13 protein-coding genes are annotated in these 16,179 nt (G+C 70.3%); 3 read left to right on the top strand and 10 right to left on the bottom strand.

Annotated elements, in window-relative coordinates:
* Positions 1-4 precede the first annotated feature (4 nt).
* The 5 genes from ACFVYR_RS19640 to ACFVYR_RS19620 all read right to left on the bottom strand — a co-directional run bounded on the left by ACFVYR_RS19640 (position 5) and on the right by ACFVYR_RS19620 (position 5,683).
* Positions 5-1,054: an iron-siderophore ABC transporter substrate-binding protein gene (locus ACFVYR_RS19640; protein WP_384257318.1), complete on the bottom strand. Its 1,050-nt coding sequence runs from the start codon at positions 1,052-1,054 to the stop codon at positions 5-7.
* Between the two features lie 159 nt (positions 1,055-1,213).
* Positions 1,214-2,053, bottom strand: a complete 840-nt coding sequence (locus tag ACFVYR_RS19635; protein WP_384257321.1) for an ABC transporter ATP-binding protein — start codon at positions 2,051-2,053, stop codon at positions 1,214-1,216.
* Positions 2,054-2,129: 76 nt separating this feature from the next.
* Positions 2,130-3,200, bottom strand: a complete 1,071-nt coding sequence (locus ACFVYR_RS19630) for a FecCD family ABC transporter permease (RefSeq protein WP_384257323.1) — start codon at positions 3,198-3,200, stop codon at positions 2,130-2,132.
* Positions 3,197-4,255: a FecCD family ABC transporter permease gene (locus ACFVYR_RS19625; RefSeq protein WP_384257326.1), complete on the bottom strand. Its 1,059-nt coding sequence runs from the start codon at positions 4,253-4,255 to the stop codon at positions 3,197-3,199. Before ACFVYR_RS19625 ends, ACFVYR_RS19630 begins: the two co-directional genes overlap by 4 nt.
* Before the next feature lie 72 nt (positions 4,256-4,327).
* Entirely contained in the window at positions 4,328-5,683 is a 1,356-nt protein-coding gene (locus ACFVYR_RS19620) for a lysine N(6)-hydroxylase/L-ornithine N(5)-oxygenase family protein (protein WP_384257328.1), read from the bottom strand.
* A gap of 292 nt (positions 5,684-5,975) precedes the next feature.
* Between ACFVYR_RS19620 and ACFVYR_RS19615 the strand changes: the two genes are divergently transcribed.
* Positions 5,976-6,923 (top strand): methionyl-tRNA formyltransferase, encoded by a 948-nt coding sequence (locus ACFVYR_RS19615; protein ID WP_384257330.1) that lies wholly within the window; start codon positions 5,976-5,978, stop codon positions 6,921-6,923.
* A gap of 57 nt (positions 6,924-6,980) precedes the next feature.
* Here the strand turns inward: ACFVYR_RS19615 and ACFVYR_RS19610 are convergent, their stop codons facing one another.
* Entirely contained in the window at positions 6,981-9,140 is a 2,160-nt protein-coding gene (locus ACFVYR_RS19610) for a RecQ family ATP-dependent DNA helicase (protein ID WP_384257333.1), read from the bottom strand.
* Between the two features lie 284 nt (positions 9,141-9,424).
* On the opposite strand from ACFVYR_RS19610, the gene ACFVYR_RS19605 reads away from it, so the two are divergent.
* A complete protein-coding gene (locus ACFVYR_RS19605) occupies positions 9,425-10,063 on the top strand; it encodes a hypothetical protein (RefSeq protein WP_384257335.1) in 639 nt (212 codons plus the stop codon).
* Positions 10,064-10,427: 364 nt separating this feature from the next.
* Here the strand turns inward: ACFVYR_RS19605 and ACFVYR_RS19600 are convergent, their stop codons facing one another.
* From ACFVYR_RS19600 to ACFVYR_RS19590, 3 genes are all read right to left on the bottom strand, one after another.
* Complete coding sequence (locus ACFVYR_RS19600) at positions 10,428-11,180, bottom strand: hypothetical protein (protein WP_384257337.1); 753 nt, start codon at positions 11,178-11,180, stop codon at positions 10,428-10,430.
* A gap of 79 nt (positions 11,181-11,259) precedes the next feature.
* A complete protein-coding gene (locus tag ACFVYR_RS19595) occupies positions 11,260-11,961 on the bottom strand; it encodes a ribonuclease HII (RefSeq protein WP_384257339.1) in 702 nt (233 codons plus the stop codon).
* Between the two features lie 221 nt (positions 11,962-12,182).
* Complete coding sequence (locus ACFVYR_RS19590; protein ID WP_384257342.1) at positions 12,183-12,797, bottom strand: TetR/AcrR family transcriptional regulator; 615 nt, start codon at positions 12,795-12,797, stop codon at positions 12,183-12,185.
* 143 nt (positions 12,798-12,940) lie between these two features.
* Here ACFVYR_RS19590 and ACFVYR_RS19585 point away from each other — a divergent pair, with 143 nt between their 5' ends.
* The gene (locus ACFVYR_RS19585; RefSeq protein ID WP_384257345.1) at positions 12,941-14,500 is read left to right on the top strand and encodes an MFS transporter; all 1,560 of its coding nucleotides are present in this window, start codon (positions 12,941-12,943) and stop codon (positions 14,498-14,500) included.
* A 627-nt stretch (positions 14,501-15,127) separates the two neighbouring features.
* On the opposite strand, the gene ACFVYR_RS19580 is transcribed toward ACFVYR_RS19585, so the two are convergent.
* Positions 15,128-16,165 carry an ADP-ribosylglycohydrolase family protein gene (locus tag ACFVYR_RS19580; RefSeq protein WP_384257348.1) on the bottom strand — a complete coding sequence of 346 codons (1,038 nt, stop codon included), beginning with the start codon at positions 16,163-16,165 and terminating at the stop codon, positions 15,128-15,130.
* Positions 16,166-16,179 lie beyond the last annotated feature (14 nt).

Genomic DNA, 16,179 nt, shown 5'->3' with positions numbered 1-16,179 from the left:
ATCTCTATTCGACCGACTTGACGAGCTCGTCGATCGCGTACGGAAGGGAGAGCGCGGTGCCCTGGGACATCGCCGCGCCGACCGCCGGGCCCTCGCTGTCGAGCAGGTAGGAGACGTGGCCCTTCTTCACGGCCTTCAGATTCTTGAACAGCTCGAACTTCTTCAACGACTCCGTGTCGGCCTTGTCGTTGATGACGACGACGCGGTCCACGTCGACCAGGTCCGTGCGCTCGGGGCTGAGTTCGGTGGAGAACTTTCCGCCCGCGATCTTGTCGATCTTCGTCTGGTACTTGTAGCCGATGCCCGTGAGGAGCCGTCCGCGCACGTCCTTGGAGGTGAACGGGTTGATGGAGTCCTTGTACCAGGAGAGCGCGACGGAGGTCTGGTCCGCGAACTTCGGGTGCGCCTTCTTGGCCGCGGCGAGCTTGCCCTCGATGCCCTTGACGAGCTTCTTGCCCTCGTCCTCCTTGCCCAGCGCCTTGGCGATGTGCACCGTGTTGTCCTGCCACGGGGCGCTGAACAGCTCCTTCTCGCCCTTGGTGCGGCCCACGGTCGGGGCGATCTGGGAGAGCTTGTCGTAGCCCGCCTTGTCGATCTCCGAGTAGACCGCGATGATCAGATCCGGGCGCAGGGCGGCGATCTTCTCGTAGTTGGGGCCGGAGTCGCCGTTCTTCATGACGACCTCGGGCTTGGTGTCGCCCCACTTGTCCTTCACCCAGGGCCACTGGGTGTTGATGTCGGGGGACTTGCCCGAGGGGTTGGGGTACTGGTCGACCATGCCGACCGGCTTGGTGCCGAGCGCCAGGACGGCCTGGTCGTCGGTGTAGCCGACGGTGACGACCCGCTTGGGGGCCTTCTCGACCTTGGTGGATCCGAACGCGTGCTCCACGGTGACCGGGAACGTGCCACCGGCGGCCGCCTGCGTGTCGTCGCCCGCCTTGTCCTCCGAGCCGGAACCGCATCCCGTGAGGAGGCCGACGCCGAGGGCCGCGGCGGTCGCTGCCGTCGCGAGGCGCCGCCAGGGCTTCGTGAGCGTCGTTCGATGGAGGAGCATCCGGATTCCCTTGCCTTCGCGCTGTTCTGCGCTTTCGCGCTGTCCGCTGCGCCCCTGATTCAGGGCAGCCAAACCTTAACCTGTAGAGGTGAGGTTAGCCTAGCCTTACTGGTACATCGCTCCGGGGTGCCCACTCCGGCGGGTCAGCCGCGTTGCCGGTCAACCGAGTTGTACGTGCGTACGGCCGATCGGCACGATCAACGGACGGTCGCCCACCGGATCGTCGACCACCTTGGCCCGCAGCCCGAACGCCTCGTACAGCAGATCCGCCGTGATCACGTCCCGCGGATGACCCTGCGCGAGGATCGAACCCGCCTTCATCACGATGAGGTTGTCGCTGTAGCGCGTGGCCAGATTGAGGTCGTGCAACACCATGACGACGGTGTTCCCCGACTCGTGCAGATCGTCCACCAGGTCGAGCACGTCGATCGCGTGCGCCAGGTCGAGGTAGGTGGTCGGCTCGTCGAGGAGCAGCAGGTCGGTGCCCTGGGCCAGGGTCATGGAGATCCAGACCCGCTGACGCTGCCCGCCGGACAGCGAGTCGACGGCGCGGTCGGCCAGGTCGGAGACCCCGGTCATGGCCAGCGCGCGCTCCACCACACCGGCGTCGTCCGAAGACCACTGCCGCAGCCAACTCTGGTGCGGGTGGCGCCCCCTGGCGACCAGGTCGGCCACCGTGAGCCCCTCCGGCGCGACCGGCGCCTGCGGCAGCAGCCCGAGCTTCTTCGCGACGTCCCGGGTCTTGAGCTTGTCGATGTCCTCGCCGTCCAGCACGACCGAGCCCTTGGCCGGCTTGAGCAGCCGCGTCAGGGTGCGCAACAGGGTCGATTTGCCGCAGCCGTTGGGACCGATGATCGTCGTGATCACCCCGGGCGGAATGGCCACGTCGAGGTCGTCGATGACCGTACGGCCGCCATAGCCGACGGAGACGCCCCTGGCGGCGAGCCGTACGGCGTCCTCGACCCCGGACTCGATCTCGGTGATGAACTGAGCGACCACAAGCCCCCCTAATATTAGGTTTGCCTCACCTTTGTACCAGCTATTCGCACTGGACCGGTCATCCGGGCCGCGCCGGTTACTTGAGGTTCGCCCGCACCAACAGGTAGACGAGGAAGGGCCCGCCGATCGCGGCGGTGACCACGCCGACCGGGAGGCTGGTCGGCAGCGCCGCGCGCGCGACGAGGTCCGAGCCGATGAGGAGCAGCGCCCCGAACAGCCCGGAGGCCGCGATCGGCGGCGTCGGATGCCTGGTCAGACGCATCGCCACCTGCGGCGCCACCAGGGCGACGAACGGGACGGGACCCGACGCGCTCACCGCCACCGCGGCCAGCAGCACCGCGCAGAGGAGCAGGACCGCCCGCACGCGCGAGTACCGGACGCCGAGGCCCGCGGCGACGTCGTCGCCGAGGTGCAGCGGCTTGAACTGGAAGGAGACGGCGGCCACGACGACGAGCAGGGCGAGCGAGCCCCAGAGCGCTGGCCAGACCTCGTTCCACGACCGGTTCTCCAGCGAACCGACCAGCCACGCCTGGGCCCTGGCCACGTCCCTGATGTCGGCCGAGACCAGCAGCCAGGTCGTGATCGCCTCCATCACGGCGCTCACGGAGATGCCGATGAGGATGAGGCGGAAGCCGTCGACGCCGCGCCGCCAGGCCAGGAAGTACACGAGGAGGCCCGTTCCGAGTCCGCCCGCGAGCGCCGCGGCGGAGAGCCCCACGGAGTCGGCGATCGCCGCCGCGGTGCCGCCCGTCACCGTCACCAGGAACACGGCGACCGCGCTCGCTCCCCCGGTGATGCCCAGGATGTCCGGGCTGGCCAGCGGGTTCCGCGCGATCGACTGCGTGATCGCCCCCGACACCCCCAGCGCGATCCCCACGACGAGCCCGGCCAGGGCCCGCGGCATCCGCAGGTCCATGATGATGAACTCGTCGACCCGCTCGCCGTGGCCGACGAGCGTGGCCATCACCCGGGACATGCCGATGGGGAAGTCGCCGATGCTGATGGAGAGGCAGAAGACCAGGAAGGTCGCCGCCGCGAGGAGCAGCGTGACGAGGACGAGCCAGGGCCGCCACACGAACGACACGGGGCCGAACCGCACGCCCGGCGTCACCGAGGCCTTCACATCTGTTGCGTCCGTCGCGCTCATGCGTTCTTGAACTTTCCCCGCCACACCAGAACGGCGAAGAACGGGGCCCCGAGCAGCGCCACGACCACACCCGCCTCCAGCTCGCCGGGCCGCACCACCAGGCGCCCCACGATGTCGGCGACCAGCAGGACGACGCCGCCGAGCAGCCCCGCGTACGGCACGAGCCAGCGGTAGTCGGGGCCTGTCTGATATCTCGCCACGTGGGCCACCATGAGTCCGAGGAAGGCGATGGGGCCGCACGCCGCCGTCGCCGCGCCCGCGAGGAGAGTGATCGCGAGGATGCCGATGGTCCGGTTCAGCGCGATGTTCACCCCGAGCCCGCGCGCCACGTCCTCGCCCAGGTTGAGCAGGTTGAGGGCGGGCAGCCGGGTCAGCGCGAGGAGCAGCCCGGCCCCGATGAAGAGGGTCACCGGCCAGATGACGCCGAAGCCGACACCGGCCACGGAGCCCGCGTTCCAGAACCGGAGCGCGTTCAGCGACTTCTGGTCGGAGAGCGAGACCGCCGTGGTCATCGCGGCGAGGAAGACGGTGATCCCCTGCCCGGCGAGCGCGAGCGTCAGCGGATTGCCCGCCCCGCGCCCGATGCTCGCGAGGCCGAACACCACGACACCGGCGACCGCCGCGCCGAGGAAGGCGAACCAGACGTACTGGAACGGGTCGGAGAGCCCGAACACGGCGATGACCGAGACCACGGCGAACGACGCGCCCGCGTTCACCCCCAACAGGCCGGTGTCCGCGACCGGGTTGCGCGTGTACCCCTGGATCAGCGCCCCGCCGACGCCCAGGGCGATGCCCGCGACCACCGCGAGCACCGTCCTGGGCAGGCGGACCGTCTGCACGATGAGCCGGATCTCGGTCAGCCGCTGGTCGGACTCCGGCGCCGCGAACAGCCCGTGCCACACCTCGGCGGGGCTCAGCGAGCGCGCCCCGACGGCGAGGGAGACCGCGCCCGCGATCACCAGGGCCGCGGCAAGCACACCCAGACCGACAACCCTCCGTCGGCGGGCCTTTGTTGTGCCCCTCGACACGGGGCGCTCAACTGCAGTCGTGCTCATTCGACGTACGTTATCCCTTTGATCGGACCGGGACGCACGGCCGGTGGGGGGAGGCCGGTCCGCGTAGGTCGGCTAGCGGGCGGCGCTGCCGGTCTCGTCCGCCACCGGGCGGGCGCCGGCGGACGCGGACTCGGCGTTGCGGGCGCGCAGCGAGTCGAGGATCTCGCCGACGCGGATGGCGATGTTGGAGAGCAGCGACGACGTGATGCCGTGCGTGTGCTCCGTGCCGCCTTGCAGGTATATGCCGCAGCGCAGGTCGGGGTCGGTCGCGATGCGGTAGTCGCGCTCGACGCGGACACGGCCCTCGTCGTCGCGCAGGCAGCGGTCGGCGACCTCGCCGAGGATGCCGATGGGGTCGGCGGGGCTGTAGCCGGTGGCGAACACCACGACGTCGGCGTCCAGCGCCGTCTCCTCCTCCGTGACCAAGGACTTCACGGTGGCCCTGACGCCGTCGGCCGTCTCCTTGACGCCGGTGAGCCGGGAGATGTTGAGGAAGCGCAGCCGCTCAGTGCCGAGGACCTTCTCCCGGTACATCTCGCTGTACAGGTCGTCGATCAAGTCGATGTCGACGACGGAGTAGTTGGTGTTGCCGTGGTAGCCCATCAGTCGCTGCTTGACGCCCTCGGGAGCGTCGAAGTACTCGTCGACCGCCTCGGGGTCGAAGATCCGGTTGGCGAAGCTGCTGTCGTCGGCGGGGCTGTAGCCGTAGCGGGAGAAGACCGCGCAGATCTCGGCCTCGGGGAAGCGGCGGTGCAGGTAGGCGACGTTCTCGGCGGCGCTCTGCCCGGCGCCCACGACGACGAACCGGGAGGGCGACGTGCCCTCGAGGCCGTCGACCTTCGCCAGCAGGTCGGAGTTGTGCCACACCCGGTCGCCGCGCTCCACGCCCTCGGGCATGAGGGGGCGCAGACCGGTGCCGACGACGAGGTTGCGGGCCCGGTGGACCGCGAGGCCCTCCGGCGAACGGACCGTCACGTCCAGGTACTCCACGACGCCGTCGCGGACGTACGGCGTGACGCCGACGACCTCATGGCCGTAGGAGACCTGGTCGTCGACCTTGGCCGCGGCCCACTCCAGGTAGTCGTGGAACTCCACCCGCAGCGGGAAGAGGTTCTTGTGGTTGATGAAGTCGGTGAGGCGGCCCTTGCTCTTCAGATAGCAGAGGAAGCTGAACTCACTGGTGGGGTTCCGCTGCGTCACGAGGTCCTTGAGGAAGGACACCTGCATGGTCGCGTCGTCGATCAGCATGCCGCGGTGCCAGCCGAAGCGCGGCTGCTGCTCGAAGAAGTGAGCGGTGACCGTCTCCTCCCTGCCGACGCTTGCGTTGTGCTCGCTGAGCGCGATCGCCATGGCCACATTGGACGGGCCGAAGCCGATGCCAATGAGGTCGTGGACCAGTGGTGCGTCGCCAGGAAGAACCTGTGACATGTCACTCCCATCGTGCGGGGAAGCCGCCTGTCAGGCGTGGGGAAAGTACAGAAGTGGGCACGTCGACACAGCAACCCACCCGAACTTAGGTGAGCCTAAGCTAAACCGGTGCCGCTGTCGACCACACGAATCGGACAGCGGGACGTTCCCGGACGAAGATCACCCAGGAGATCCCCCTGGCCGCCGGGGACGGCGAGCCTTTCAACTGGGGCGTCAAGTGGCCGCATTGCCTAATAAGGTAAGGCTTGCTTTACTTGCCGTTCGGCCATTCCCTGCTCTGAGGAGGAACCCCATGCGGGTCGTCATGTTCGGTTACCAGACCTGGGGGCACCGCACCCTGCAAGCCCTCCTGGACTCCGAGCACGACGTGGTGATGGTCGTGACCCACCCCAAGAGCGAGCACGCGTACGAAAAGATCTGGAGCGACTCCGTCGCCGACCTCGCCGAGGAGCACGGCGTCCCGGTCCTGATCCGCAACCGCCCCGACGACGAGGAGCTGTTCGAGCGCCTCAAGGAGGCCGACGCGGACATCATCGTGGCCAACAACTGGCGTACGTGGATTCCGCCGCGCATCTTCGACCTGCCGCGCCACGGCACGCTGAACGTCCACGACTCACTGCTGCCGAAGTACGCCGGCTTCTCCCCGATCATCTGGGCGATGATCAACGGCGAGTCCGAAGTGGGCGTCACCGCGCACATGATGGACGGCGAGCTCGACGCTGGTGACATCGTCCGGCAGGAGGCGGTCGCCGTCGGTCCGACGGACACCGCCACCGACCTCTTCCACAAGACCGTCGACCTCATCGCCCCGGTCACCATCGGAGCGCTCGACCTCATCGCCGGCGGGCAGACGGAGTTCACGAAGCAGGACCGCTCGCAGGCGAGCTTCTTCCACAAGCGCTCCGTGGAAGACATCCGCATCGACTGGACCTGGCCGGCCCAGGACCTCGAACGCCTGGTCCGCGCCCAGTCCGCGCCGTACCCCAGCGCCTTCTGCTTCCACAAGGGCAAGCGCCTCGAGGTCGTCACCGCGGTCGTGTCCGAGGGCCGTTACGGCGGTACGCCCGGCCGCATCTTCTACCGCGAGGGCGACGGCGTGGTGATCGTCGCCGGCGCCGACGCCCGCACCGGCCGCAACCACGGCCTGGCCATCACCCGCGTACGCACCGAGGACGGCCGGGAGTTGCCCGCGACGGAGTACTTCACCTCCATGGGCGGCTACCTGACCAGCCGCCCCTGACCAGCCGCCCCTGTCACACCGGCACCCGGCTTGCGACGCCCCCTCGCCGCGGTCGGCTCAGCCCGCCGCGGCGAGGACCAGGGGCAGCACCTCCTCGGCGCCCGCCCTGCGCAGCAGACGCGCGGCGACCGCGAGGGTCCAGCCGGAGTCGGTGCAGTCGTCCACAAGGAGGACGGGCCCCGGGGAGGCTGCGAGGGCGCTCGCCAGCGCCTCGGGGACGGTGAAGGTGTCGGACAACGCCCGCAGCCGCTGGGCCGAGTTGCTGCGGCGCGCCGCGTACGCACCGTCCGCTCCGGTGTACGCGAGGGTGCCGAGGAAGGGCAGCCTGCCGACGGTCGCGATCCCCTCGGCGAGGGAGCCCACGAGTTGCGGACGCGTACGGGAGGGCACGGCGACAACGCCCACGGGACGCGCCGAGGCGTCCGGGACGCTCGGCGCCCAGCCCCCGGGCGAGCGCGCCCAGTCGGCGAGGACCGCGACCGCGGCGCGCAGGACGTCGTCGGGCACCGGGCCGTCGGGCGCGTTCTCTGCCAGCAGCGGGCGGAGCCGGTTGCCCCAGCCGATGTCCGAAAGGCGGCCGAGGGCACGGCCGGTCGAGCACTGCTCATTGGCCGGAATCCGGCCCTTGAGGTCCACGCCGAGCGCGGGCATGCCGGTCGGCCACATGCGGCGCGGCTCGACCTCCACGCCGGGCCTGTCCAGTTCCTTCGCGGCGCCCGTGAGCGCCTCCGTCGAGACGGAGGAGTCGGTCCAGGCGCCCGCGCAGTTGTCGCAACGCCCGCACGCGACCGCCCCCTCGTCGTCCAGCTGCCGGCGCAGGAACTCCATCCGGCACTGCGCCGTGCTCACGTAGTCGCGCATGGCCTGCTGTTCGGCCTGCCGCTGCCTGGCCACCCAGGCGTACCGCTCGGCGTCGTACACCCAGGGCTGACCGGTCGAGATCCAGCCACCCTTGACCCGCTTGACCGCCCCGTCCACATCGAGCACCTTGAGCATGGTCTCCAGTCGGGTGCGGCGGAGCTCGACCAGCGCCTCGAGAGCCGGTACGGACAGCGGCCGTTCCGCGTCGGCGAGCGCCGAGAGGGTCTGGCGGACCTGCGCCTCGGGCGGGAAGGCGGTGTCGGCGAAGTAGCGCCAGATCGCCTCGTCCTCCTTGCCGGGCAGCAGCAGCACATCGGCGTGCTCGACGCCACGGCCCGCCCGGCCCACCTGCTGGTAGTACGCGATCGGCGAGGACGGCGAGCCGAGGTGGACCACGAAGCCGAGGTCGGGCTTGTCGAAGCCCATGCCGAGCGCCGACGTGGCGACCAGCGCCTTGACGCGGTTCTCCTGGAGGTCGGTCTCGGCCTGCAGCCGGTCGGCGTTCTCGGTGCGCCCGGTGTAGGACGCCACCGTGAAGCCGCGCTGGCGCAGGAAGGCGGTGGCCTCCTCGGCCGCGGCGACGGTCAGGGCGTAGATGATGCCGGAGCCCTGCAGCTCGCCCAGGTGCTCGGCGAGCCAGGCCAGCCGGTGGGCGGCGTCCGGCAGCCGGACGACGCCGAGCCGCAGGCTCTCCCTGTCCAGCGGGCCGCGCAGCACCAGGGCCTCACCGGCGCCGGTGCCCAGCTGCTCGGCGACGTCCGCCGTCACGCGCGCGTTCGCGGTCGCGGTGGTGGCGAGGACGGGGACGCCGGCCGGGAGCTCGGTCAGCATCGACCTGAGCCGACGGTAGTCCGGCCTGAAATCGTGCCCCCAGTCGGAGATGCAGTGCGCCTCGTCCACCACGAGGAGGCCGGTGGTGGCGGCCAGCTTGGGCAGCACCTGGTCGCGGAAGTCCACCGAGTTCAGCCGCTCGGGGCTGACGAGGAGGACGTCGGTCTCGCCCCGCTCGACCTCGCCGTAGATGGCGTCCCATTCCTCCGGGTTGGCCGAGTTGATGGTGCGCGCCTGGATGCCGGCGCGGGCCGCCGACTCGACCTGGTTGCGCATCAGCGCGAGGAGCGGCGAGATGATCACCGTGGGCCCCGCGCCGCGCCGCCGCAGCAGGGCGGTGGCCACGAAGTAGACCGCCGACTTGCCCCAGCCGGTGCGCTGCACGACCAGAGCGCGCCGCCGCTCCTGGACCAGGGCGGCCACCGCCTGCCACTGATCCTCGCGCAGCCGCGCGGAACCGCCCGGGTCGCCGACGAGCTCGGCGAGGATGGCATCGGCTTCGGTGCGCAGCTCCAGGTTGTCCATGCCCCCATGCAACCCGATGCCACTGACAATCGCCCAATCCGCCGCGGCCGGAAGCACCGGAAGCAAGCGTCGAAGGTCAACGATCTGGGCAGAAGTATGGACAGTGCATCGTTCGATCCTGGCCCGCGGTGCGCGCCGCCCCCAGCTCATTGCCGCGAACGACGGCGACGGGAAGAATTGGATCCGCTCCCGTGTGCTCCCCGCGATCCGGCAAAGGCGCTGCCGCGGTGCGCTCCCCCAGTCCGACCCGCCCCCCCCCGGGGCGCGTAGCCGAAGGGAGGACCGTGACCATCGGATTCGCTTCGTCCGCCGCGACGCCGGTGCCGGAGCCTCCGGCGTCGGTCGAGATGTCCGCCGACTCCGCCCACCGACTGGCCCGGATGCTGGAACCCGCCGAGTGGTCGGCGGCCGGAATTCCCTTGCTGCGCAACCCTCGTGAGATCGTCAGCGGTCTGCACACACGCCATCGTCCGGCCCGCGCGACGGCGGTCGTGGCCGTCCTCGACCCGGACGAACGGCTGTGCGCGAGCGCCTCGTTCAGCAGACAGTCGACCCCGACCGACGGCTGGGTCTTCCGCAACGCGCTGCTCGCGCAGCTGCGCCGGATCATCCCGCACGACCTGCGGCGCCGCACTCCGGTGCGCACCGCCGTACTGCTCTACTGCCGTGCCGGGGACGCCCGTTGGACCCAGGAGGACGGGGCCTGGATGTGGGGCCTGCGGGACGCCTGCACCTTGCACGGGCTGCGCTGCGGGGCGTACATCACGCTGACGGACGACGGCTGGCAGGTGCTCGGCGAGGGACGCGGCGGCCGTCGGCCGAGCGCCGGTTCACCGCCCGAGGCCTTCGCCGGGACCGATCCGCCGGGACCGCGCACCGGAGGCGCCGCCTCCGATGTGCTGCTCCGCGCGGCGGCACGGTGAGCGGGCGGACTGCACGGGCGGACTTCACGGGCGTACGTACGGGACGCGCCGCACGCGCGCCGCACCCGGGGATGCGCCGACGCACACTGAGGTGCGCCGGTACGCACCGATGGCGCGACCCAGACCGATGCGGTCGCGCCGGGCACGGCGGGGCGTGGCATGACACGGCATGACGCACGTCAACCACCGCTCTGTGCTGCCTGCTTCCGCGCGGCCGACGGGCCGACGGGCCGACGCCTTACGGGACGGCCCCACCGCGCGGACCGGGCTTCGCGGTACGAACGGCGCCGGACGCCGACTGTCGTACGCCGGTGTCAGACGCACGTCGGGCGCACGAGGGCCGTACAGCGGACGTACGGCGGTGTCAGACGCCCGCGCCCAGCATCGAGTTGATCCGCTGCGGGTCACCGCAGACGATCAGCAGGGTGCTCGCGCGGGTGAGCGCCGTCGGCAGTGCCGCGACCGCGGTCTCTTCGCTGCCGCCGTTGAGGGCGACGACGACCACGGGCCGGGGCGCGGCACGGGTGAGTGCGGCGGCGTCGGCGTAGAAGACGTCGTCGCCCGCGTCGTGCTGGGCCCAGTAGGCGCTCTCACCGAAGGTCAGCTCGTGGGTGGCCCACGGGTGGGGGTCGCCGGTGGTGATCACCAGGACGTCCCCGGGGGCGCGCCCGGAGTCGAGAAGGAGGTCGACGGCTTCCTCGGCCGCGTCCAGCGCACCCTCGGCCGAAGCCGGGATCAGCTGGATCTGCGGAACCGGGGGCGCCGCGGTGGCGGTACCACCGGCGGTCACTTCGGAAGCGGCCACTCCGGAAGCGGTCGCTCCGGCAGCCGTCGCCCCCGAAGGAGCGGAACCGGCGGCACCGGAAGCGGAGGTACCGGTACCGGAAGGACCGGAGGCAGCCGGGGCGGACGGCCCGGGCTTGACTGCCGCATCGCGCGGCGTTCGCTGCGCGGGCGGCATCGGCCGGGCAGGACCCGGACGGCCGGGGCGCGGCGGAGCCGCGGGACGCGGGCCGGGTACGGGGCGGGGGGTCGGCGCGGTGCGGCCACTGGCCTGCGTGGCGCGGGGACCCTGGGCACTCTCGTGAATCTGAGGCTCCTCGGGAATGAGAGGCATGAAGTGTTGTCTATCAAACGCCGACGCGATGCGCGTCGGCGGGTGGCACATGAGTGCGATCGGAAGTGCCGGAAAAGCGTCAGAACTCAAAGCCGAGCTGACCCTCGATTTCCGGAACATTTCCGTCCGCCCAGCTGCGGGCCCTCTTGAGGTGCCGCCACTGGGGCAACGCATCAAGATACGCCCACGTGAGCCGGTGGTACGGGGTGGGCCCCCGCTCCTCCAGCGCGGCCTTGTGCACCGGCGACGGATAGCCGGCGTTGGCCGCAAAACCGAAGTCTGCATGTTCGATGCCCAGTTCGGCCATCATTTTGTCGCGCCGGACTTTCGCGATCACGGAAGCCGCGGCGACGGCCACACAGGACCGGTCCCCCTTGATCACCGTACGAACCTGCCAGGGAGCGCCGAGGTAGTCATGCTTCCCGTCGAGGATGACCGCGTCCGGACGGACCGGCAGCCCCTCCAGGGCGCGCACGGCGGCGAGCCGCAGAGCGGCCGTCATCCCCATGTCGTCGATCTCCTCGTGCGAGGCGTGACCGAGGGCGTGCGCCGTGACCCAGCTCTCCAGCTCCTGCGCGAGCGCGGTGCGCCGCTTGGGAGCGATCAGCTTGGAGTCGGTGAGTCCCTCGGGCGGGCGACGCAGTCCCGTGATCGCCGCGCATACGGTGACCGGGCCCGCCCACGCGCCGCGCCCGACCTCGTCGACACCGGCGACGATCTTCGCTCCGGTGGTGGCGCGCAGGGAGCGCTCGACGGTGTGGGTGGGTGCTTCGTACGGCATGGCGTCATCAGCCTACGCCGCCGGAGACCGCCCGCGACACCCACCCTGCCCAGTCGCCCCACGCACCCGCCCAGGCCGCCTTGCCACCCACCGGGAGCGGCCCCTCGCGGGCGCGGCAGTGGAACCCTCAGGGATGCGGCAGTGGCCCCTCAAGGGCGCGGTGGTGGCCCCTCAGGGGCGCAGCAGTGGAGGACCCTCAGGGGCGCAGCAGTGGAGGACCCTCAGGGGCGCAGCAGCGGCACCATCACCTCGTCGATGAGCGCTTCGAATTCCTCGTCCCGCCATTCACTCCCGCACACCTTCGAGCGGTACATGAACATCGCCGGAATCACATCGCACACATAGCCGTCCAGCCCCCCGGAACGGACCTCTCCGCGCTCGATTCCACGGCGCAGAACCTCTTTAATCAACTTCACGCTGGGCTCGATGACGCCTTCGAAGATCACGTCATGGAAGCGTTCGGCCGTTACCGCGTCGCACTCGTGAAGCACCGCGCGCAGGGCGAACCCGGGGCGCGAGAACATCGTCACCCGCATCTGCTTGCACAGCTGCAACAGATCCTCCCGGACGCTGCCGAGATCCGGGGCGCTGTCCAGCCGCGGCAGCCCGGCCCGCAGCGCATGCACGACGAGGTCCTCCTTGGACGGCCAGCGGCGGTAGACGGCGGCCTTGCCGGTCTGCGCGCCCGCGGCCACGCCCTCCATCGTCAGCCCGCCCCAGCCGACCGTGCCGAGCTGCTCCAGGGCGGCATCGAGGATCGCCCGTTCCAGCACGGGCCCCCGGCGACGCGGGGAAACCGCCCGGGCGGGAACGGCCGCCCATCGCGAAGTAGCCATCTTTTTCTCTCCGTTGAGCGAGCAGGCACGTCAGAAAACCGTCAGAACAAAGGTGAGTGAACGCTTGCGTTCACTCAAGTGGAGTCACTACCGTCGTAGTGAACAGTGAACGCATCCGTTCACTAAGGAACTTGCGGGGGATCATGACAACGACCTCTCAGCTGACACCCAATCAAAAACCCGGGGCCGCCCGCCGGGAGGGGCACCCCGGCCTGGCTCTCACCGTCATCGCGGCCTGCCAACTCATGGTGGTCCTGGACGCGACGATTGTGAATATCGCGCTCCCCCACATCCAGGGAGCCCTCAACTTCTCGACGACCGACCTCACTTGGGTCGTCAGTGCGTACACCCTCACCTTCGGCGGACTGCTGCTGCTCGGCGGTCGCGCCGGAGACATCCTGGGACGCCGTCGCGTCTTCATGACCGGCATCCTCCTCTTCACCCTCGCCTCGCTCCTCGGCGGTTTCGCCCAGGAACCCTGGCAGTTGCTGGCCGCGCGCGCCCTGCAGGGCGTCGGAGGCGCGATAGCCTCGCCCACCTCGCTGGCGCTCATCACGACGACCTTCCCCGAGGGCCCCGAGCGGAACCGCGCCTTCGGTGTCTTCGCCGCCGTCTCCGCCGGTGGCGGCGCGATCGGCCTGCTGGCAGGCGGCATGCTCACCGAGTGGCTCGACTGGCGCTGGGTCCTCTTCGTGAACGTGCCCATCGGCATCCTGATCGCCGTCCTGACCCCGCTCTACATCAACGAGTCCGAACGCCACCCCGGCCGCTTCGACCTCCTGGGCGCGCTCACGTCCACACTCGGCATGGCCTCCCTGGTCTACGGCTTCATCCGCTCCGCCGAGGAGGGCTGGCGCGACAGCGTCACGCTGGGTTCGTTCGGCGCGGCCGTGGTTTTGCTCGTGGCCTTCGTGTTCGTCGAGCGGCGGGCGAAGGAACCGATCACGCCCCTGCGGATGTTCGCCGACCGCAACCGCTCGGGCACGTACGTGATCATGCTCAGCCTGGCCGCCGCGATGTTCGGCATCTTCTTCTTCATCGTTCTCTTCGTGCAGAACATCCTGGGCTACACCCCGATCGAGGCAGGCCTTGCGTTCCTGCCGGTCACGCTCGTCATCGCGATCGGAGCGGGCCTTTCGCAGAAGTTCCTCCCCGTGCTCGGTCCCAAGCCGTTCATGGTCTCGGGATCGGTCATCGTCGCCCTGGGCCTCGGCTGGCTGACACTGCTCGGCCCGGACAGCTCGTACCTCGGCGGGGTGCTCGGCCCGATGCTCCTGTTCGGCTTCGGCATGGGCCTGAACTTCGTGACCCTGACCCTGACAGCGGTCTCCGGAGTGGCCCTCCACGAAGCGGGCGCGGCATCCGGCCTGCTCAACACCACCCAGCAGGTGGGTGGCTCGCTCGGCCTCTCCATCCTCACCACGGTCTTCGGCACGGCCAGCCGCGACGAGGGCAAGGAGCAGATGGCGGACTTCATGACCCACGCCACACCGGAGCAGAAGGCCGCGTTCGCCAAGACCCACGAGCTCCCCGCACCCTGGGGCCACGAGGTGCTCTCCCAGGGCATCTCGACCGCCTTCATACCGGCGGTGGCCATGGCCGTGCTCGCCCTGGCCACCGCCGCGCTGGTGATCCGGGTACGCAAGAGCGACCTGGACGCCCTCGCCGGCACGGCAAGCGCCGCGGGCCCCGCGGGCGCCTGACCGGCCCGACGGCTCCGACCGCTCGCGACGGCGAGCGGGTCCGTCGCCGAGCCACGGATGCCGGGCCGACCATGACGACGAGGTCGGCCCGACATCCGTTGCCGCGTACCGCGTCATCTGTACGAGGGGTACGTGCTGCCCGACCTGCCGCCGCAGGTGCACGGATGAAGGCAGATCTGATCCGCCGTGCCCGACTGACGTGCCGCACTCGCTTGATGTGCCGTGCCTGCCCGATGTGCGGTGCCTGCCCGATGTGCCGTGACTGCCTGATGTGCGGTGCCTGCCCGATGTGCCGTGACTGCCTGATGTGCGGTGCCTGCCCGATGTGCCGTGACTGCCTGATGTGCGGTGCCTGCCTGATGTGCCGGACACGGACCCCTCCCCCGGCCGGTTTCCGCGCGCAGCACGCGGCACGCGCAGGTGACCACCGAGCTGCCGGAACCGGCACCGCGTTCAACGCACGCACATCAAGATCAACTGCGGCCGAAGCAGCGTAACCGGACGCCGCACCCTCAGCCCTCCGCCCGCATCCCGCCTGTGTCATGACCGTGACAGGAGGCCATGACCGTGACAGGAGGCCATGGTCGTGACAGAAGACGCCGACGCTACGAGACCAACGAGGCCCTCCTACGGACGTCGACCCGCGTTGTCGCCGTCACTGCCACTGCCACTGCCACTGCCACTGCCACTGCCACTGCCACTGCCACTGCCACTGCCACCGGCCCCATCACCGCCAGAGCCGCTGCCATCGCCCTTGCCACCGCTAGCCCAAGGGGCCCAACCGGGCAGCGCCTCCGTCCGCTCCAGCCACTCAGCGGGCGGAGCCCCGCCCTCGCCGGAGGCCACCACACCTCCGACGATGGCGCAGGTCGTGTCCATGTCCCCGCCCACCTGCGCGGTGTCCCATATGGCCCGCTCGTACGCCCCGAGACCACGCGCGGCGGACCACAGCGCGAACGGCACCGTGTCGTGCGCGCTCGTCCGACGGCCACATCCCAGGACCGCTGCCACCGTCCCCGCATCGCCGTAGTCGAGCATGTCCCGCGCCCTGCGCAGCCCTGCTCCCACGGCGCTGCGCGGCACCAGCGCGATGACGCCGTCGAGGAGCTCCTGCGGTGTGGGCAGTCCGGTCGGGGCGGCCGTCAGCGCCGCGGCCGCCGCCACCGCCATGGCTCCGACCACCGCCTCACGGTGCTGATGCGTGGGATACGCCGAGATCTCCGCCTGGTGCGTCGCCTGCTCCGGGTCGTCCGCGTACCAGGCGCCGAGAGGTGCGATCCGCATGGCCGCGCCGTTTCCCCAGGACCCCTGCCCCTTGAAGAGCGCGGAGGCCCGCTCCCGCCAGTCGTCACCTTCGCGGACCTGCCTGAGCAGCCGGTTCACGGCGGGGCCGTAGCCACGGTCGAAGTCATGGTGCTCGGCGAACGACTGGACGAGGGCGTCCTGATCGATCCGCCGATGTCTGACGAGGATGGCCAGCACGGAGCAGGCCATCTCCGTGTCGTCGGTCCACTGCCATGGGGCTTCGGGCAGCTGTCGGCGCTTGAGCAGTGGGTAGTGCGCGGGCACGAAGAACTGTGAACCCAGCGCATCCCCCACCGCCAGCCCGTGCAAGCTGGCCAGAGCGCGCTCGAGGCGCCGGTCGGGAGAGGAATCAGCGATCATCGCCCTGCCACTCT

It is taken from the genome of Streptomyces sp. NPDC058284, assembly GCF_042881135.1.
Taxonomy (GTDB): Bacteria; Actinomycetota; Actinomycetes; order Streptomycetales; family Streptomycetaceae; genus Streptomyces.
This window is presented reverse-complemented; position numbering and strand designations above follow the sequence as displayed.

Coding starts and splice junctions, on each gene's coding strand:
- ACFVYR_RS19640 (WP_384257318.1), bottom strand. CDS start 1,054: ATGCTCCTCCATCGAACGACGCTCACGAAGCCCTGGCGGCGCCTCGCG.
- ACFVYR_RS19620 (WP_384257328.1), bottom strand. CDS start 5,683: ATGTCACAGGTTCTTCCTGGCGACGCACCACTGGTCCACGACCTCATT.
- ACFVYR_RS19615 (WP_384257330.1), top strand. CDS start 5,976: ATGCGGGTCGTCATGTTCGGTTACCAGACCTGGGGGCACCGCACCCTG.
- ACFVYR_RS19600 (WP_384257337.1), bottom strand. CDS start 11,180: ATGCCTCTCATTCCCGAGGAGCCTCAGATTCACGAGAGTGCCCAGGGT.
- ACFVYR_RS19580 (WP_384257348.1), bottom strand. CDS start 16,165: ATGATCGCTGATTCCTCTCCCGACCGGCGCCTCGAGCGCGCTCTGGCC.
- ACFVYR_RS19625 (WP_384257326.1), bottom strand. CDS start 4,255: ATGAGCACGACTGCAGTTGAGCGCCCCGTGTCGAGGGGCACAACAAAG.
- ACFVYR_RS19595 (WP_384257339.1), bottom strand. CDS start 11,961: ATGCCGTACGAAGCACCCACCCACACCGTCGAGCGCTCCCTGCGCGCC.
- ACFVYR_RS19590 (WP_384257342.1), bottom strand. CDS start 12,797: ATGGCTACTTCGCGATGGGCGGCCGTTCCCGCCCGGGCGGTTTCCCCG.
- ACFVYR_RS19630 (WP_384257323.1), bottom strand. CDS start 3,200: ATGAGCGCGACGGACGCAACAGATGTGAAGGCCTCGGTGACGCCGGGC.
- ACFVYR_RS19585 (WP_384257345.1), top strand. CDS start 12,941: ATGACAACGACCTCTCAGCTGACACCCAATCAAAAACCCGGGGCCGCC.
- ACFVYR_RS19610 (WP_384257333.1), bottom strand. CDS start 9,140: ATGGACAACCTGGAGCTGCGCACCGAAGCCGATGCCATCCTCGCCGAG.